Annotated in this window: 17 protein-coding genes; all 17 read right to left on the bottom strand. The window is 39.1% G+C overall.

The genetic code is table 11. From position 1 onward, the window contains the following. Positions 1–61 precede the first annotated feature (61 nt). Positions 62–625: a recombinase family protein gene (locus EZE20_RS16185; protein ID WP_132119558.1), complete on the bottom strand. Its 564-nt coding sequence runs from the start codon at positions 623–625 to the stop codon at positions 62–64. A gap of 145 nt (positions 626–770) precedes the next feature. Continuing rightward, entirely contained in the window at positions 771–1,148 is a 378-nt protein-coding gene (locus EZE20_RS16180) for a hypothetical protein (RefSeq protein WP_199879910.1), read from the bottom strand. A 512-nt stretch (positions 1,149–1,660) separates the two neighbouring features. After that, on the bottom strand, positions 1,661–2,527 hold the full coding sequence (locus EZE20_RS16175) for a hypothetical protein (RefSeq protein ID WP_132119556.1): 867 nt from the start codon (positions 2,525–2,527) through the stop codon (positions 1,661–1,663). 177 nt (positions 2,528–2,704) lie between these two features. Next, on the bottom strand, positions 2,705–3,751 hold the full coding sequence (locus EZE20_RS16170) for a DUF2806 domain-containing protein (protein ID WP_132119554.1): 1,047 nt from the start codon (positions 3,749–3,751) through the stop codon (positions 2,705–2,707). Between the two features lie 882 nt (positions 3,752–4,633). Further along, the gene (locus EZE20_RS16165; RefSeq protein ID WP_132119552.1) at positions 4,634–5,797 is read right to left on the bottom strand and encodes an ATP-binding protein; all 1,164 of its coding nucleotides are present in this window, start codon (positions 5,795–5,797) and stop codon (positions 4,634–4,636) included. Between the two features lie 177 nt (positions 5,798–5,974). Then, the gene (locus EZE20_RS16160; RefSeq protein ID WP_132119550.1) at positions 5,975–7,153 is read right to left on the bottom strand and encodes a putative phage abortive infection protein; all 1,179 of its coding nucleotides are present in this window, start codon (positions 7,151–7,153) and stop codon (positions 5,975–5,977) included. 194 nt (positions 7,154–7,347) lie between these two features. Continuing rightward, complete coding sequence (locus EZE20_RS16155) at positions 7,348–7,941, bottom strand: GNAT family N-acetyltransferase (protein ID WP_132119548.1); 594 nt, start codon at positions 7,939–7,941, stop codon at positions 7,348–7,350. Beyond that, the gene (locus EZE20_RS16150; RefSeq protein WP_165933495.1) at positions 7,938–8,921 is read right to left on the bottom strand and encodes a 3-oxoacyl-ACP synthase III family protein; all 984 of its coding nucleotides are present in this window, start codon (positions 8,919–8,921) and stop codon (positions 7,938–7,940) included. The genes EZE20_RS16155 and EZE20_RS16150 overlap by 4 nt, the downstream gene beginning before the upstream one ends. 304 nt (positions 8,922–9,225) lie before the next feature. Then, on the bottom strand, positions 9,226–9,756 hold the full coding sequence (locus EZE20_RS16145; RefSeq protein ID WP_132119544.1) for a hypothetical protein: 531 nt from the start codon (positions 9,754–9,756) through the stop codon (positions 9,226–9,228). A gap of 2 nt (positions 9,757–9,758) precedes the next feature. Continuing rightward, positions 9,759–11,765, bottom strand: coding sequence for a DUF5977 domain-containing protein (locus tag EZE20_RS16140; protein ID WP_132119542.1), 2,007 nt, complete (start codon positions 11,763–11,765; stop codon positions 9,759–9,761). After that, positions 11,749–12,216 (bottom strand): hypothetical protein, encoded by a 468-nt coding sequence (locus EZE20_RS16135; RefSeq protein WP_132117829.1) that lies wholly within the window; start codon positions 12,214–12,216, stop codon positions 11,749–11,751. Before EZE20_RS16135 ends, EZE20_RS16140 begins: the two co-directional genes overlap by 17 nt. Before the next feature lie 80 nt (positions 12,217–12,296). Then, on the bottom strand, positions 12,297–14,123 hold the full coding sequence (locus EZE20_RS16130; RefSeq protein WP_132119540.1) for an ATP-binding protein: 1,827 nt from the start codon (positions 14,121–14,123) through the stop codon (positions 12,297–12,299). A gap of 48 nt (positions 14,124–14,171) precedes the next feature. Beyond that, complete coding sequence (locus tag EZE20_RS16125; RefSeq protein ID WP_132119538.1) at positions 14,172–14,969, bottom strand: hypothetical protein; 798 nt, start codon at positions 14,967–14,969, stop codon at positions 14,172–14,174. Further along, positions 14,932–15,417 carry a DUF5675 family protein gene (locus EZE20_RS16120; protein WP_132119536.1) on the bottom strand — a complete coding sequence of 162 codons (486 nt, stop codon included), beginning with the start codon at positions 15,415–15,417 and terminating at the stop codon, positions 14,932–14,934. The genes EZE20_RS16125 and EZE20_RS16120 overlap by 38 nt, the downstream gene beginning before the upstream one ends. Positions 15,418–15,456: 39 nt before the next feature. Further along, entirely contained in the window at positions 15,457–16,185 is a 729-nt protein-coding gene (locus EZE20_RS16115) for a hypothetical protein (RefSeq protein WP_132119534.1), read from the bottom strand. After that, a complete protein-coding gene (locus EZE20_RS16110) occupies positions 16,182–16,568 on the bottom strand; it encodes a hypothetical protein (RefSeq protein WP_132119532.1) in 387 nt (128 codons plus the stop codon). The genes EZE20_RS16115 and EZE20_RS16110 overlap by 4 nt, the downstream gene beginning before the upstream one ends. 4 nt (positions 16,569–16,572) lie before the next feature. Beyond that, a complete protein-coding gene (locus EZE20_RS16105; protein WP_132119530.1) occupies positions 16,573–18,354 on the bottom strand; it encodes a hypothetical protein in 1,782 nt (593 codons plus the stop codon). Positions 18,355–18,432: the final 78 nt, after the last annotated feature.

The following is an 18,432-nucleotide window of genomic DNA, read 5'->3' as shown; positions in this document are numbered from 1 at the left end:
AAGTAACTGCAAAATACGATACAGCTCCAAACAGCTTCATGATACAGAAAAATTCAAAAACTTAGGGTCTGGAAATTTCTTTTCGGTATCGTTTTACGCTGGAAATGCTGATGCCGGTCAGCTGTACGATTTCGGATACGGACAGACCTTTGTCGATGGCTTTCTTTACTTTGATGTAGTTCTCTTGATTTGCTCCGGATGGCCGGCCAATGTGCTTGCCTTTTGCCTTGGCCAGTATTTGGCCGGCGCGGGTCTTTTCAAGAATCATCTCCCGATCATATTCTGCCAGGGCGGCAAAGATGCCTATGACCAATTTGCCTGCTGCGGTGCTGGAATCTATGCCCAAATCAAGGGCTTTGAAAATTATGCCTCGCTGGGCAAACTCACCAATCAGATTTATGAGGTGATCCCGACTTCTCCCGAGGCGGGAAAAACGGGAGACTACAACGGTATCACCTTCGCGGAGCAGGGAAAGCATTTCGTCCAGGGCGGGGCGCTGGGTGGCGAGTCCGGAAATTTTTTCCTGAAAGATGCGATGGCAGCCGAAATTTTGGAGGGCTTCAATTTGTGTGTCTGTGTTTTGGTCTGCCGTGGATACGCGTGCGTATCCAAAGATTTGGTTCATGAGTAGTGTCATTTAGTAGGGTTCATAAAGTTAACTTTTCTTTTTGAACTGAACCTACTTTTTGAACCCTACTTTGGCAGGCCACAGAAACAAAGAACCCTGCCGGTGGGCAGGGTTCAGAAAGGTATGGCTTTATGGACCGAAACTATGCCTTCTTTTTCTTCATCAAATAATGATAAACATTTTGATTATTTACGGTAATCGCAAAGGCCTGTACAAACTCATACCCGTTAGCGCTCATAAAATTAAGTGCATCAATCATTGAGTTAAATTCGACCAATTTATTATCGGAGTCTCTAACCTGCGTATCCTTAAGAACTAATGCCTTATTGCGCTGCCCAAAATCAATTTCAATTGTAGCCTTGTTACTAAATAGTCTGGATGTGCCTACAATCTGAATGTACTCGACATTAATTTCAGAAATAGGAACATCATTGACTGTTTGCGCCGTTGCGCCTGTAATTGAGTAAGCAAATAGTAACAAGCTGAAAAGAGTAATCTTTTTGAACTGAATAATGGTCATTTTAAATTTGATTTAAGTTGAAATTTAATTGGATTTACATATTACTTTTCTCACAATCCTTATATCAGCTCTTTAAACCTCAACCAGGTGTAGGCTCCGTCGATACTGTTTTTAGAAGAGCAGTAATATCGGAATTCTTATCCAGCCCAAATGTTACCGAGATGAACCTTTGCTTGACTATCTAATTGAAATGATCATTACCATTTGTAATAGGGAGCAAATATCTTTCATCCGGCAGCCTTTAAAGTATATGACCATGGTGACGGCTAAATGCCCGGCTTGATAATTTACCTGATATTCAAAGTTAATCCTGAGTTCAGGTTATTTACCATATGCTGTTTCAGTATTGTTACTAACGTTTTGGCACTTGGAGCTGACGGCGGTTTCTTAGTGCAAATGTGTCAAAGCATTCCAAATGTTGATCCAATGTAGAATATTCCCATAATCACGAAACTACTAATGCCGCCAAAGGCCGGTTAGGTAAAGTTATTTTTTCTTTTGAATCACCTGCCCTACTTTCTTTTTTTGTTCAATTTAGGTTCTTCTTGGTTTTCGATAAGTTCTACCCGTTCAATTGCTTGTTCAATTGCAGTTGATTTTTGGACTTCTAAATTCTGTGTTTTGTTTTTATTGTATTCTAAGCTTGGCCAAATTTTATTTAATGTATCTTCTAGTATTTCTGTGATCTGTAAACAACATTCGTATGATTGTAAAAAATACTGAATATCTACTGGTAAATATTGTCCTGATTTTACTCTTGCGAAAGAGTCTGCCTTTGATAAATAAATTTCATTAGCTACACCTTGATTATGAATGTAAATGTCTCTTGTAGCTTTCAGTTCAATATATTTATGAAAAGTCGGTTTTTCTAAAAGATTAATTCCTACGTATTTTGTAAATTCTTCTGCAAAATCCTTTGGGGATTTATAAGATAGTTCATTAATAATCGAGTTAACAAGTGCTGTTTTTATCTCGTCAAGCGATTTTGCTTCAAGTACCAATTCAAAGTCCAACTTACGTTTATTGGAAATCTTAACTGGGAACTCAACTAATGTATTTCTTAGTATATCACCTAATAATGCTTCAATTGTAGTCACCAATTGATAAAGTCCATTAATTGGCAACTGATTGAGCCCAAGAAATTGGTATCGATCAATTAAGTGTTCTTTTGAATAGTTTACAGTAGTGTGAATAGGAGTGTTGTCTGGACTGTAACCAATTGGATAGGTAATTTCTATCTCTGTTTCTTCTGTTTCATTTATTAATTGAACGTACCTGTGAAAGGATTGATATGTCAATTGAGCAATTTCTCCTTGCAGAAAGAGATTGTTTTTTGCTACAATAACTCGTCTATATAATTTATCTCCAAATGTCTCCATTGTGTATTTTTATAAATGCGCCTATTGGTCGATTTTCGACCTAGTGATGTGGGGTATATTTAGCACAAAAGTTCAATAGAATTACTGCTATTGAACATAGGATAAATGTTTTATGGTAATACTTTTGCTGCCATATTGCTAAACCGATGCTCCCTGCAGACCTTTATCTGTTAATTATTAAAAATCTTGTAATGGTTGGGTATGTGTTATGCCGTCTCCTTCAAATGCTAAAATATAAGCATACTTCACATCCGTATTTTCATTTTTTATTGAATTTGCAATTGAAGTTAAATAGTCCATTGGCGGATTTGAATTAATCAGTTTTAAAAGTTCATTACCTGCATTACTAAAAACATTTACAGGCATTTTTATTGTAGGAGTATTAGCTTTGATTTTTGCAATAATAACAATATTTCCAGAAGTAAAAATGTGCTGACTATTTGCAGGATGTTGGAATAATTGATAATTTACAAAACTCCCAGGTTGTAAAATGCCTATCTCAGTTAATAAAGCGGTATCTCTATATGAAATATTATATTTTTCTTTTAGAAGTTTACTATCTTTACCTTTAAATATGTAATTTTCATTTCCACATTTAACTGCAAAATTAGCTACTTTCATAAAAATATCAGCTTCATTTTTTGATAAATTTCGAATCAGTTCAAGAGTTCGTAATGAATAGGATTTTGGTTGTTTAATTTCTCCTGCCAGTATTTTACCCCATAATGCTTGCATTTCTTCATTTGAAACGTCTTCAACAATTCGAAAAAACCTTGTACTCCAATCTTCGTCTACAGGCTCATCTGTTACAGGTTGTTCGTTCTTTAGCTCTTCAGCAGCATATGTTGTCACGTTTTCAATGTTAAGTTGCTTTTTTGCTTCTTGAAAGTTTACCCTTTCAGAAGTTCTATCCTCAAGCTGAGGATTAACTAAAATAGTTTGTTGATGTTCGATTGGCAATACTTTTTGCGAACTAATTTCGAGTTTTTCTTCTTTATACTCAATACCGCCTGTCAACTGAAAATTCGCCTTTATTGCAGTCGCTATTATTTTCATTTCTTTTGCTCTTGCTTCTGCAAGCTTTTCAATTTCGTATGCTTTGGTGTCGACATCCTTTTTGTCGAAATATGATTTTGATATTTTTCCAAACGAATTTGAGACAATGTCAATTAGTTTGTCAATAGGTAATACTTTCCCAAGTCCTAAAATGTCGTTTAATTTCATTGTTTAATTTTTTAGTTGTCATTGTTGTTGTCGTCAGGAGGTTGAATGTAACATCCATTTATACGAAACTCGTTTACGGTTACACATCAAGTTTGAGGAATAACCTCTATCATTTAGGGTTGGAACGTAATATTACGGTATGAAACCATTGCATTTTTTACACAAATTTTGCCAAATACAGTTTAAGTTTTGATTGGTTCTTACACAGTTACAAGATAACACAATAGTCTTATATCCTGATGCCATTGTGACAATTTAGAAATTGTCTAAGAAGAATAATGCTTACTTATATTCACCTTCCGCCTTCACCTTCAAAGCCCTCAGTACCAACACCTGCGACAGTTCCATCATCTACCGCTGCATCATATACATAAAATCCACTTTCGTACGGTTGTACTAGGTAGAGTTCGGTTTTCTCCAGATGGTGCCGATTCGCTTTTTGTGCATGCCAATGACCCAGGTAATTTACCAGGCGTCTAATAGTTTGGTCGAGATCTTCCAATGCCTACACCGGATTGCAAATGCAAATCTATCCAATCCAACTTATCCTCATAATCCTCCGATACATCGCAGGAAGGTATATTCAGGCAAGGTAAAACATGTGCTTCGGCCAAACATTGCCATCATTATAGATGTCTCTGGAGTCGGCATGCTGTCCGGTCTGAAAGTGAAAATGGTATTCAAAGTTATTATTGAACTTTGATTGGTGTTAGGAGTTGTTCAAATTGTAGTTTTGAAACAACTACTTACGTTCTCGTGCTTTTCGTTCAGGCTGGATTTTATAGCCCAAAGGATAAGCGGATATACAAATTTTAATAGAGGTTCAAAACTTGAATTTTGAACTTCAACCCTTCTAACACAAAATTCTTGTAAGCTGACATATTATTTGGTCTTTGATTTTGATTTCACTGTTTTGATTCCTAATGATTTTCCAAAAATCGAATTATGCTTTTTATTGTCATTTATAGCTTCAATAATTGGATTAATTGCATTTTTAGAAAAAACAATTTTATGAGTCTTATCAAGTACTTCAACCCAAATAAGCTGATTAAATTCATTGTTTATTTGAGTTTCGTCGGGATTTTCAATTGGAAGTTTCTCATCTGCAATCCAATTAAAATATTTAAATACACATTTTAATTGAATTGAAGATATATTGTAATTTGATTTGGCCTTTATTTTGTCCAATAAAGAAGAAAAATATATAAAGTCTCTTGGTGTTTTGCTCCTTAACTCTCCTACGATTTTATAAATTGGCTTGCCTTCGTCATTTGAAATCTTCCCAATATCACCCGCAGAAATTGCATTAAGAATTATGTTAAATATGCCGTTCTCCGTTTGATCAATTTCAATTTCGCTACTTGAAAGCAAATTTTCTTTTGAGTTATATCCGTAAACAGTATTATTCTTTGGATTAAGAATTAAAACTTCTCTTGGGTTTATATCAAACATTTCTGGTAGAAGTTTCGACCATATTTCCATAAACTCCTTGTTTTTTTCGTTTGCTTTGATTTGTATGAATTTATTGAAATCTTGAGTAGTTGAGTTTGCAATTTCATTATTTCCAGAAACTCTGTAAATTATTTCTCCTTTCTTTATATTATAATCTTTATAATCATTAATTGGGATTATTATTTGATTTTGTTTTTCAATTAAAAGGTAAAAAAAATTTCTTGTCCCTATTTGAAATGATTGCAAATCTAAATCTACCCCGACTTTAGCAACCTTGTTGAATTTCTGGGAAACTAAACTCAAATCTATTTGGTTAAGAAGTTCAATATTGTTTACATCTAATCCAATATCTTCCAAAGTTCCAGTCCTTTTATCTTCTTTTATTCCGAGTAAAATTATTCCACCATTTGAGTTTGCAAAAGATAAAATATCTTTTGCAAAATTCCTCATAAAAACTTCCACACATTCTGTCAATCCATAAAAATTTAGTTCCATTTTATAATCATATAGATTATTTTCTTTTGGAAATTTTCCATGGTCTTTTAAATTTTGAATAGTTGTGGAAATTTGTTCTTTTAGTTCCTTTAAATTCATAAAAAATATTCAAAATTTTTGGTCCTGTTGTTCAGAAAATTTATCAGCTTATGTTTAATCTCTTAGCGAAGGCAAGATTTTCAGCATAAAACTTCATTAGATGCACCAAGATTGGATTTAGTACTTCTGCCTGCCTTACGTTTAAACCCTTGTTTGTTGTCAGTGCTTTTATTTGTACTATTCTTCTGTTTCATATTTAACTTCTGGATAATAACTTTTATATCTTATTCCAAGTAAATGGTGTCCTGGTAAATTCTTAATAATATTATATTTCGTGATTAGCTTACTATTTGCAATATCAGAATGCTTTTTTAATAAATCAATTTCAGGTGTAAGTTCCCATTTTTGTCCTAATGAGGAAATGCTGTTAATGAAAATGAGTGCTTGTTCATAAGTTGATAATTGAGCTCTTAAAGTCTTTCCATAGAAGTATTTCTCATTTTCAGTTAAATCACTATCATAATTTAGATATTTATAGCATTGGAATAAGTGCCTGAAATAATGTCCAAGTCTATGTTGATGTCCACCGTAATATTTATTGAATTCTGTTTTATATATTAACTTTTTGGCTTCTTCAGATAAAGTTTCAATTGTATTATGTTGTCTATATTTATAATATTCCAAATTAACAGATTTATATTCTTTAAAATTTAACTTCAACAAATTTTCCCAAATTTCATATCTTTTTTCATTTTCTTTTTTTGGTTTCAGCTTAATATACTTTAATAGTTGATAGAAAAATAACGAATTGTACTTTCTTTTAAATCTGTCTTTAAGTATTATTTCACCATCTTCTCCAACTCCAAAAAATACAATTGAATATGCAATGTCAATTAATGCAATTTCAATTAAATCGCATTTCAGGTTGTTTTTTTTAATTATTTCTTTAAGAGTTAAATTGTATTTCGGTTTAATATAATCTTCAATATTTTTTGAATTTGAAAATTTCTTAACTTCTTTAAAACACTCTAAGAATTCTTGAAATATTAGCCTAAAAACCTTCCTGTGTTCAGCTTTTCTTAATGTTCCATTGTCATACTTGGTATAATTAATCTGATTTACATTTTCACGGTGTAAATTGACTAATTCAAAAAAAGTAGTTTCAAATCCTTCTTTTTTATTGGAAGTTGTTTGTTCTTTAAAAGACAAGTATATTAAAAAAGTACCTGCTAAGGAAAATGCAGTTCCAACTACGCCACCTAAAAAATCTCCAAATTGTCCTGTTGTGGCAAAATCTATTTTTTCATTACCCCAAAAAACATATCCATCAGTCTTTGTGTAATAAATAAAAATAAAAGATATAAGTCCTCCTAAAATTATTAAAATCCAGGAAATTCTAATTATTAGTTTATTCATTAATTTCAAATAAATATTTTTGAGGTGAGTTTTCTATGCATTGGATCGAACTTTTTTGGGCTTGGAGATGTGACGGATGTTTAGCAAAAAATTTTATAAGAATTCCTAATGTTGAACCTTGTACAAATGTTTCATAGAAGCACTTCAACCGCAATATTGCCAAACCTATGTTAGCGGCTTGCATACTGCCCTCATTAGTAAATTTCAAACTCATAATCTTTTGTTAATAAGATTTTCTGAAGTCTTTGTAACTCACTTTGTCTCATTGCATTTGTTTTTTCCAAGTCACACTCTAATAAATAAAAAGTGTGTTTTCCTTTGTCACTAAATTGCATTCTGAAGTCTGCTAATTCATTAGTGAATTCAAAACCTAATGTCGATGGCATTTTTATGTGATTTTCAAATGAAACATTCCCAATTACTTTTTTGTAACCGATTTGTCTGCATATATTCAAACCAATGCCGAGAATTACGTTCAGTAACTTAAATTCTCTGTAATCTGGAAGAACAAATGTTCTACCCATTTCTAGTGTGTTTTTATCATTGGAAAGTTTGATATCAGATAGTTTTTCCAAAGCCATGTAATTATTAGGGCATTCTGTAAATCTTGTATAGCCTGCAAAATTTCCATCAATGTAAAACCCAAGATGAGTACTATTTTTGTCGTAAGTTTCTCTTGAACTTTCGATGTTTTTATAGTAGTGTAATATCTCATTAAAACAATTAAATCGTGTTTCAATCATTTCTTCATTGATTGACTGATGTAATTTGAAGTCAATTTTTTTCATACATGGTTTAGGTTTATTAAACTTGCTGAATAGGTATATCCTGCACCAACAGAAACTAAAAGCAATTTTTCATTGCCTTTTAGTTTTTTGTCTTCTAATGCTTGGGAAATTGCAATTGGTATTGTAGCTGCACTTGTGTTGCCAATTTGTTCAACATTTATTATAAATTTCTCAATTGGCAAATCAAATTTCTTTGCCAAAGTTTCAATTATACGCTTGTTAGCTTGATGTGGAACAATGAAATCAATGTCCTCAAATTTTAATCTGTTTTTGCTTAAAACCTCTTCTGCTACACTTAGCATTAATGATATTGCTGTGTCAAAAATCGTTTTCCTTTCAAAACGTAAATAGTGTTTGCCTTGTGAAATGTTTTCAATAGTTGATGGAACTTTGCTACCGCTTGCAATCATTGTAATGTCAGAGGAGTGAGAACTATCTAACTTGCATATTGTGTCAACTATGTCGTTGTCGTTTGAAGATTGTTGGAGTAATGAAACACCTGCACCGTCAGCAAGAACTAGAACTGTTTTCCTGTCGCTAGGGTCAATGCAACTACTCATTTTGTCAGCACCACAAACCAATACTGTTTTGTAGCTATTGGAATTGATAAGTGAAGTCGCAAGCTGTAAGGCATATAAATAACCACTACAAGCCGCCATTAAATCAAAACCCCAAGCGTTATTTGTCCCAAGTTTTTGGTGAACAAAAGTCGCTGTCGATGGACAGTAGTGGTCAGGTGTCATGGTTGCAACTATTATGCAGTCAATGTCAGTTGCTGATAGGTTGGTTTGTTGTAAGCAACTTAAAGCAGCTTTTACAATCATATCAGATGTAGCTCCGTCTGAAAAATATTTTCGTTCTTCAATTCCTGTCCGTTCAAGTATCCAGTCAGTGGTTACGTTAAAACGTTTTGACAACTCGGAATTTGTCAGACTTGTCTGCGGTATGAAATGTCCCCAACTTGTAATTTTTACTCCCACTGGTTGTTTGTCTTTTTTGTCTATCAGTTTATACGTGTAGCACGGTCGAAATGCTTGCCGCTAAAATCTATATATACGAAACTCAATTGCGGTTATACCTCAAAATCGAGGTATAACCGCAAAAGATTAGGTAAATTGGTTGAATAATATGGAATATGATTCTATTACATGACTTAGCTATATTTCAGCCAACTAGACCAACGTTTTGAATGAATCTCATACGGTGACAAGATAACACAACAGCCTTGTATACAGATACTATTGTAGAAATTTAGAACCATTCTAAGGAAGAAGCTCCACACATCTACTCACTTTCTGCCTGCTTTTTCAAAGCCTTCATTACCAGTACCTGCGTCCGTTCTATCATTCGCCGCCGCATTACATTCATAAAATCCACTTTCGTACGATTGTACCAGGTAGAGTTGCGTTTTCTACGGACGGTGCCGATTCGTTTTTTGTGCATGGCAATGGCCCAGGCAATATGCCGGGCGTCTGATTGCTTGGTTGGGATTTTTCGTTGCCCAAACCGGTTCACAAAGGCAAATTTGTCCAGCCCTACCTTTTCCACATACTCTTCCAGTACATCGACTGACGGCATGTTCAGGTACGTAAGCGAGCGCATGTCCTTCATCCGGCCATAGCCTTTAAAGTAGATGTCTCCGGAGACGGCCAGCTGCCCGGCCTGATGGTTGATCTGGTACTCAAAGCTATTTCTGAGCTCCGAGGTCAATAGTAACCCGCTTCGCTCAATGGCTTTTTCAAAATAGCCTACGGCATCACGGGTTATTTCCGTGGCCAGGTCAATGATCTCCTGATTCAAGTCATCTGCAATCATGCTCAGGCGGGTTCAATTACTATTATTAGTTCATCATCGCCCCAGGCTACCGGAACATTGGCAAAACGAAACGTCTGATTTCCATTCAGGACCGGACTGGTCAGATTTTTAGTCGGGATCCTGATCTTGTAGGGCAGGGTAGGAGCCGACGCAAAAGAGGCCTTGATGTCCAGCGTGTAGGTGCCTGCTACGAGACCACCAGCCGCGTAGCGTACATCGATGCTGTAAGCTGTATTGGCGATTACTTCCACCTCATTGTTGCGGACAGCTGCTATCGGATTATAGGCTGCACCCGTAAAACCGATTCCATCGCCGGGGCAATCATTCCTGAGTCCAAGCGGGATCGGAGTTGCCAACACGCAGCTTCCGTACAAATTGGCGTTGCTTTGCGTGTCCAATGCTGTCCAGGCTGCCTGAGCCCTGGCATTGGCGTCTGTCTGACTGCTCTCCGAACCGTACACACCGGCCGGAATTGTGATCAGCCAGCGGGTACCTACGTAGCCGTCTGGACAAACCACTTTCATAAAGGAAGACATTCCGCTGATTTCTTCACTTAGAAATGTGGTTAAACCAGGCGCACAATCGGCACTGATCCAGGATCCTATGTAGCCTTCCGTTCCGGGATTGTTGGGCTTTTGGGTATAAGGCTTTACATCTTCGCCCGTATCCAAGTAGTATTTCACCAGTAAACCATACCTTTTCAGATTGGTTCGAAGACCCGAAACTGCGTTTGTTTCACACGCCGGGGCATCCCCACGCCATGAGGTTGGCCGGGCCGGTACCGGGGGCAGTATCGGCAATTTGCTGTACGAACGCTCGGCGTTGGTGTACCGAAACGTAATGGACCGGTTGATAAGGGTTTCAGCGTCATCCAGCGGCAGATACGATTCTGTCATGGGCAGTAGCGGAATCATTTCCCGATCGGTGATCAGATAAAACTGCTCTGAAAAATATAGCTCCTGCCACCACTCCCGCTGAGCCTTGGCCTGATGGGCCGGATAGCCAAAGGCTACTGACAGCTGCCGTTCACCCGTAACCCGGTTGATCACCTGCTCGCTCGATGTGGGCAGAAAGTCAAAGCCTGTGAACCGGTCGGCGAGTTGGCGCGCGACAATCAGGGTTTCACTGCCGCTGCCGGTAAAGGCGATCGTGTCAAATGCTCCTAAGCTATTTTCAAAAATCATGTAACGGACCTGTCGATGGTGCGTAGTATCCAGGGTATAAGTCCGGGTTTCTGAAAGCCGTTCTTCATTTTCATTGGATAGCCAGACCTCATATCGTAGGACTGGTTTGGCCAGATTCATGATTCCAAGTGCTTGTACCCCCACCGGAATGCAATAGGCCGTCATGGCTGTGATGCCGGACAAGGTTTTGGCTGTAAACGTCTGCCGGGTAAAATCTTCAAATTGTACCTGAACCCGAAGATGCAGTTCAGTTGGGGTTGGACTGAAATTGGTCAGGAATGTCAGGAATTCAGGTTGATCCGGTCGGATACCCAGACCATTGGGTTTATAGGTCAGAAATTTCCGCCCCTGGGTGTAGCGGGTGAAAAAGGTAGCCTGAAAATCGGCGTAGTCCGCAGGGCCGATACCGGCCCTGAAAACGGTGCCGGTTGGGAAAAGAGACTCATCAATCAGCGTTTCACCCTCAAACCTTCGGGCTTTTGTATAAAAAGATGAAGTCAGCGTATCGCAGACCGAAATCACCTGCTGACCAAACATTGGCGGGCAGCTCATCAGCTGAGAGTGAAGCAGCTCGGCCAGATCAAAGTAGGCACCTGCGTAGGTAACCACATCGGCAAAGTTTTTGGGGGGTTCTTCCGAGGCTTCGAGCGTAGTGAGCAGGGCGTATTCCGACGCCTGAAAAAATTTCGGCGTGTAGACGTCCAGCAAATAGCGAAGGGCGGCCCGAACGGGAAAGGTCGCCGGATTGGCCGGATCCACATTGATGATGATCGGGTTTTTCGAGAGCGCCAGATCTTTGGGCGTAATACTAGCTAAGTAATCCATTTGCGTTCAGGTGAAGTTCAAATTCGAGTCTCCACCCATGGTGGTTATTTGCCCAGGCACGATCGACGGCCGACTTCCGCATTTTGGCTAGGTTGCAATGCACAAAGCCTTTGGACCGGTTGTCGGCCCGCATTTGCTTTTGGAGTTTGTAAATGATCCGGATCGAATCAATCTCAGCCTGAATTTGCTCCTGTGGCCTGTCAAGTGGCGGAGCGAAGATGATACTCACGCCGCCGTAGTAAATCTCGGTCAGCTGACTGGCATCGTTGTCATCCGAAATAATTTCAGGCTGTTCAAGCCACATAAAAGGGTAATTGAAGCCATCCGCTCCGGTGGCGTACTGTATACCCAACTCAACACCTCCATAGAGAAAGTACTCTATGTCCGGGCTGAGCTGGGCAAACTGCTTGAAATAATTGATATAGGATTCAAAATCAGCACTGCGTAGCATACCTCCATGGGATTTGGTAGGCTACAAACGTAGGGAGTAGAAAGGAGTGGGAGTAGGACAGAAAAAATGAAGGTTTTATTTTAATCTAACGATTGAACATCCTTAAATGTTTCTAATACATCACTGGAAAGAAATTGAGGGAATTCATTAACTATATGATTTAAAATTTGTAATTTTAGTGCATCTTCTTTGTTTTTACAAAATTCATTTAATGGTGCAAATGTTGATCTAATTATTTTTTCTAAATCATGCCCTTGATATTTTAAATACCAATTTGGAATTTCAATTTCCATTCCATTAATTAATTTACAAGTTGATATAGAAGAATCACTTGATTTAATCATTGGTACAATAGATTCAATTACAAAATTTGCTATTTTCTGCAATTTTATACTATCGAAGTATTTAACCTCCCCGTATTTATCAACCTCATGTAATCCTAATTCAATGTTTGTTACAATGTTTTGTTTAAGTAAAAAAATAGCTATTAAGATAGGATCTAAAATATAATTTTCAATACTATATCTTTTACCTTTTCCAAGAATTACTATACCGATTTCAGGTTTGTGTAATTTATTGTCTGAATCAATTATTCCCCAAATTTGACTATTCCCATAGCTCCTTAAAAGGTTAGTTATATTTTTTACTTGATCACAATTTGCAATTCCAATCCCGTTTGAATTGATTTTACTATTCCCAGAAGAGATAAAACCTAGTGAAATTTCAGGTTCTAATATTTTTCTTAGACATTCATAAATTTTTTCAAAGTATTTGACATCATTTTCGCTTTCCACAAATACTTGCCTTCTATTTTCGTAATTTATACTAAATGAAGGGACCCCATAAGTTAGATTTTTTAAGGCTTTGCTCTTTGAAATTTTTTCAATTGAACGAAGATCTTTATTAATTGAAAAAATTGAATCTTCAGGAGCAAAAGCAACCGTTGATGCAGAATGAGTTGCAATTATTACTTTAATTCCTTTTCTCGCCACGATATCTTCAATTATTAAATTTAGGAAAATTTTTGACATTTCAGGATGAAGTGAAGAATCTGGCTCATCTAAAAGAAGTAGTTTGGGATACGGTAAGTCAAGGTTGGAGTTAAACACAGCCAAATAGAAAGAAATAAGTACCTTTTCGCCAGATGAAAGTTCATTTGAATTAATTTCGACTCCTGATTTGTTTACGAATTTGGCACTAAATGAACTTATTTTGTCTGGATATTTTGGGTAATTAACTTGTAGATTTAATCTTGAATTTGATAATAATTTATTTACTATATCCCAAGGCTTTTCTCCATATATTCGTGAGAAATCATCATCAGATAAAAATTTTATTTCATCTGAAGTATTTTTATTGCTCAAAAATTCAGCGTAATGATTTTGTTCTAAAAAATAATAATATTTTTGAAATATATAATTTAATCCTTTATTAAATATATCTTCAAGGTCATTATTTGCATTTAATGGAAGAAAATTTATAAAGTCTTGTTCAGTTAATTCAATTATATTTTTTTTGGCCTTATCTGCGATTTCAATTATTTTTTCGTTTTCTGGAAATGTTTCAATTAAATTTTTCTTAACTTCTGCATCAGGTGAGTTATATGAAAATTCATAAATATTCAAATGCCTAGAATATAATGAATATAAATCTTTTGCTCTGAAATGTAAATTATCTGAGTTAAAATTTTTATCCTCAATGACCATTGTGAAATCATAATTTTTAAATAGTTTAATTGGTAAAAAATCTTTTTCATCACAACCTAATATTTTTATTTCTTTATTTAAGATCCCTTCAAGTAATTGACTTTTCCCAGAACCATTTATCCCAGTAATGATAGTTAAATCAGGGCACTCTATTTCAAATGGTTCAAGAGATTTAAATTTTCTGGAGAGTTTTAATTTCATAATGAATTTATAATTGTTGGAAGATTGAATTACTTTTTAAATTTGATTTTATTTTTCTAATCTTGACCTCTCATCCATCTTCACCTTCTTGTGCGATAAATATAGCCAAATGGTATGAATATTGGTTTCACACACGGCGTCAAAATTGCCGTGAACGCGGTTTTCGGCCACATCTTCAATGGTTGAAAGCCAGCCTTCTCCATTTTGAAAGAGCTGCCGGGTGCTTTCATCCGATTCGTAAAGCTTCTCATAACGCTGGATAAAGGCATTATTCATTTCCTGCCAGTAAAGCAGTACCGGTATGATGTGCTGAAAATTCAGCTTCCTGAATCGTTTGGCGCGCTGCTGCGCTCGCAGCGAATTGAAGACCTCCCGGTTCTCACCGTTGTAGGAGGGAAGCCATTGCCGGATCCGCCAGCCCAGTCGGCGTGGGCGCAGGATGGTGCCCAAAAATTCAAAGAGTGCTTGTGGATTTGGAGTCTTCGGATTACTAAAAGCCAGGTACTGAATGTTGGCCATGGCTACTTCAATCGTTGAGCTGTCGGCATAATTGGGCTCTGGCAAATAGTACCGGCGATGTCCGACCCTTAGATAGTCAAAGGGCTTTTGTTTAAGCGGCTCGGAAATAGCCCAGACAAGACTGGAATACAGATCCTGCCGGGCCAGCACGGGGAGTGAGCCTACTTCTGAAATACCGCTCAGGATTTCTGCCAAATGATCCATCAGGCGCAGGATAGCCGCAGGATCTTCATTGGCTTTGATAGTCAGCACTATTGGCAGTGCCTTTAAAATCTGATTCCGGTTGCAATCAGACCAGCATTTCGGCAGGTTTTTTCTCTTCTTCATAGGCTTCAACGATTTCCCACCACACTTTTTCTTTTCTGTCCAATGCCGCCACTATTTCATCAAACAGCGGGTCAAAGGCTTTTTTGCTATCCCGTACGCAGTACTCCCCATCCTCCTGCCCGTAGGACAAACCTACAATCAAACATCCCCGGGTGTCCCGGATCCAGTTTCCCTTGTGAGCATAGATGTACTCGAAGGCCGGCACGTTTTGAAGCCAGGGCAATTTTCTTTTGAAGGCCGGTGAGGTTCGCAGCTTCACTTCAAACCGTCCGGTCGGAATTGCCGTTTGACTATGGACCTTGATTTTCAGCAGTTCAACCAGTGTCATGGTGGACTTTAGTCCCCGGTCCTTGTCTTCAAGAATGTAGCCTTTCCAAACACCATTCACCCAGTATTTGGAAAGGGTACTGTTCTCTTTTTTTAAGATTCGCTTTTGGAAAATTTCCATACACTTTTGGAAAATAAAATACGATACATGGAAAAATTCTTACACTTCCGGCTTTTTGGTGCCGCTGGGTAGGTACTCGGCAAGCTTCTGCCAGGCCAGAAGAAAGATGGTCTTTTTGCCAATGGCCGCGTAGTTTTCCTGCACCGACCAAAATTCTGCGACCATCATGGCCACCAGCGCAGCATATTCAAATGCATGAAATACGGTCACCTCCTGATCTTTGACCTGGAAGTGAGCCAGCCCATGCAGGGAGCCAAGCATGATCAGGTAGTACGTGATTTTTGAGAACGTCTTATCCTTGAATACTTTTGAATTTGGCGCGGGATTCACTCCCGGGTTTAGGTTATGCAGATACTTCACCCGTTTAATGCCTGCCATGGTATCGTAGGCAATCATCAAAAACAGGGAGGTTAAATACCGGAAATCGGCGAAGATGTAGATCTCCACAAATTCCACCAGCCAAATACCCAGGCCTAAAAACAGAGCAGCAAAGGTTGTCCATGGATTATCGATCAAAAAAATGCAGTAATTCTTACCCGCCAGGGCGATACTTTCAAGGTAGTTTTTCATAAAAAAATTGCGGTTAAGGAAAGGGGACCAATAGGCCTGCCGCAAATCCTTCCGCTCTGCCCCGCCATAGTATCCATTTTCGTTTCTTTTTTTCATTTTCAAGGGCACCTTCAAAGGCGCGTTTTTCCAGCAGTCGCAACAGGTTTGTAAATCGCAGCTCGTTTCGCAGGCTACGGTTTTCTTCTCTAAGGTTCTCATTGGCCCTGGTTTGAATGCGGTGCATGGGTTTCAGACTTTCGTACAGGATCAGGCTGTCCAGAAGCGCGTCCTGAATCTGCTGCCCGGATACGGGCTTCGATAACTGCCCGCAGACTGTCCCGTTTGAAAGCCAGAGCAGGACTGCCACGAAAAATAAGCTGCGCCAGACTATCGTGAGAAATCCTGGCGGCTGCATACTTCTGATCATAATAGTTGACGGAATCATGTGCAATACGTGCTTTATTGGAATAGTGGGTCAGGCTGTCGGCCGATTGTTCAAGCGGGGTTTTGGAAGTTGTTTTCCTGCACGCTTTGTAAAGGGCTATACTCAAAGCCATAGTAAGGACGGTTAGAAGAATGGCGGCTATTCGAGCTGTGTTCATGTGCTCAGTCTTTGCGGGCTTCTCCCCAAAATTCATCATCCACCGGCCGCAGGTAATTCGTGCCCGTCCAGGCGGGGGCAAAAATATCTTTCCCCTGCCAGTAGGCAGGAGTTATGGAAACTTCCGTTACGGGCCGGTCCGGACGAACGTAAGGTTTACCGATATACTTTTCAGACAAATAGCGCAGGTGCGGCTCCATCCCACGAATTTCAGCCGGACAGAAGGACATGCTCAGGTGAATGACCTGAACGCCGGCCACGTAGCTTTTCTCAAACTCCCGTTCAAGCTGTCCCAGATTGATACCGGTGCAGTAGCCGTCGCTTGAAAGATCAAAGGGATCAAATTCATTCATGCTGATTTTTCCCATACCCAGATTAACCGCATTGACCAGCAGCTTGCGGGAATTATCCCAGCGGTCATTTCCATCCGTGCCAAACATTCCATCGGCACTAGCGGCCTGGCTGGCAAAATTAGCATGCAGGTACCAGGCGTTCTGAGGGGATCCGGCGTCCGGATACGAATACACCGAAAGAATTTTTCCTGAGGATCCATCCTTCACAGCTTTGGTGAAGTTCTCAAAATACCGGGTGAGCGTCAGGGATATAAACCGGGCAAAGTCTTTTCCAAGGTCCGTGCCCATGTCCAGTGCCGCACCATTTTCCCATTCCACGATGTAGGGCCGGGCGTAGGGCAAATTTTTTGCCTGCCTGAATTTTCGGAATCCTTCCTGAAATACGGGCTCAAAACCAGTGATTTCTTTGGCACCGCCATAGCCTTCACCGACAACCGGATTGGTGAATTCTTCGGCACTTGCCGTTCCAATGCTTAGGTAGTAGGCTCCTTCATAAGTATTTAGTTCAGCGGATAACTCCCGGACGGCGGTATAAATTTTTGCATTCATCAGCCCGGAAGCCAATGAGCCCATGCGCTTATCTGTCTCAAATTCGTGTTGTTTCCCCCTGTGACCGGTGACGTAGTGACCTTCCGGAATAAAATTGTCGCCTTCTTTTCTCCATGGCCAAAACAGGACGGATAGTTTTAGCCCGCGCGCGCGGCAATAGGCAATCACTTTTTGCAAGCCCTGCCTGGTAAAATTGCCCTGAGTCGGTTCCCACTCATTCCACCGGATATTGAGCCTGATGCCGGTGATGCCATAGCCCCATTCGTACTGAAAGGCGTCGATACGCTCAGGCCAGTCGTGATGAAGACCATTCTGGGCAGAAGGCTCGTAGCCAAAGCCGGTGAGGTTCATGAATAATTCGTAGGTTCCACGCTCCGCAGAGACCGGTGGAACCACTCTGTCAGGAATCACTACGCCGGTTTCTTTTGCGGGAATCAAAAAATCTTTTTGATCTGAACCTGTGCAGGTACTGCCCGATAGGGTAAGGGTGTAAATCCCCGGTTCAAGTCGGGAGTACTGAACCTGAATTACGCTCGAGCTGGGCTTGATCTGTCCGGAGCGGACGAGCTGGCCCGCCTTGCTAATCTGAAAATTCAGGCCGAACACATTCTTTCCGTGAAACTGGATCCGTGCCGTGGTTTGACTGATTTCAAAAATGCTTCTGATTTCGGGACCGGCTTCACAGGGCAGCAAGTCAGGATCCGTGATCACCGGAGGCGTTACGGGAATAGTAGGCGGTAAGCCCGGACGATTCAGGACAGAATCCACATAAGTTTTCACCCAGTCCTGACTGGCAATTTTACCCTTGGGGAAAGTCAGCGTGGTTTGAGAATGACCGGCCACAGGGCCCAACAGGAGCAGTAGCCCCCACAACATTTTTTTCATAGCTAGTAGTTAAAAATTAAAATCCGTAGTACTTTTTTTCGGGGCTATTGTTGATTCTACTGCCGTTTCGTTTCCGGT

It is taken from the genome of Arundinibacter roseus (genome assembly GCF_004348825.1).
GTDB classification, from domain to species: Bacteria; Bacteroidota; Bacteroidia; order Cytophagales; family Spirosomataceae; genus Arundinibacter; species Arundinibacter roseus.
The sequence above is the reverse complement of the archived record's forward strand: the minus strand, read 5'-3'. Positions and strand labels throughout refer to the sequence as shown.

Excerpts from the sequence above, each read along its gene's own strand:
- EZE20_RS16120 (WP_132119536.1), bottom strand. The coding sequence starts at position 15,417 with ATGGAAATTTTCCAAAAGCGAATCTTAAAAAAAGAGAACAGTACCCTT.
- EZE20_RS16130 (WP_132119540.1), bottom strand. The coding sequence starts at position 14,123 with ATGAAATTAAAACTCTCCAGAAAATTTAAATCTCTTGAACCATTTGAA.
- EZE20_RS16160 (WP_132119550.1), bottom strand. The coding sequence starts at position 7,153 with ATGAATAAACTAATAATTAGAATTTCCTGGATTTTAATAATTTTAGGA.
- EZE20_RS16105 (WP_132119530.1), bottom strand. The coding sequence starts at position 18,354 with ATGAAAAAAATGTTGTGGGGGCTACTGCTCCTGTTGGGCCCTGTGGCC.
- EZE20_RS16140 (WP_132119542.1), bottom strand. The coding sequence starts at position 11,765 with ATGGATTACTTAGCTAGTATTACGCCCAAAGATCTGGCGCTCTCGAAA.
- EZE20_RS16165 (WP_132119552.1), bottom strand. The coding sequence starts at position 5,797 with ATGAATTTAAAGGAACTAAAAGAACAAATTTCCACAACTATTCAAAAT.
- EZE20_RS16135 (WP_132117829.1), bottom strand. The coding sequence starts at position 12,216 with ATGCTACGCAGTGCTGATTTTGAATCCTATATCAATTATTTCAAGCAG.
- EZE20_RS16125 (WP_132119538.1), bottom strand. The coding sequence starts at position 14,969 with ATGAAGAAGAGAAAAAACCTGCCGAAATGCTGGTCTGATTGCAACCGG.
- EZE20_RS16175 (WP_132119556.1), bottom strand. The coding sequence starts at position 2,527 with ATGGAGACATTTGGAGATAAATTATATAGACGAGTTATTGTAGCAAAA.
- EZE20_RS16155 (WP_132119548.1), bottom strand. The coding sequence starts at position 7,941 with ATGAAAAAAATTGACTTCAAATTACATCAGTCAATCAATGAAGAAATG.
- EZE20_RS16110 (WP_132119532.1), bottom strand. The coding sequence starts at position 16,568 with ATGAACACAGCTCGAATAGCCGCCATTCTTCTAACCGTCCTTACTATG.
- EZE20_RS16170 (WP_132119554.1), bottom strand. The coding sequence starts at position 3,751 with ATGAAATTAAACGACATTTTAGGACTTGGGAAAGTATTACCTATTGAC.
- EZE20_RS16185 (WP_132119558.1), bottom strand. The coding sequence starts at position 625 with ATGAACCAAATCTTTGGATACGCACGCGTATCCACGGCAGACCAAAAC.
- EZE20_RS16145 (WP_132119544.1), bottom strand. The coding sequence starts at position 9,756 with ATGATTGCAGATGACTTGAATCAGGAGATCATTGACCTGGCCACGGAA.
- EZE20_RS16180 (WP_199879910.1), bottom strand. The coding sequence starts at position 1,148 with ATGACCATTATTCAGTTCAAAAAGATTACTCTTTTCAGCTTGTTACTA.
- EZE20_RS16115 (WP_132119534.1), bottom strand. The coding sequence starts at position 16,185 with ATGAGAACCTTAGAGAAGAAAACCGTAGCCTGCGAAACGAGCTGCGAT.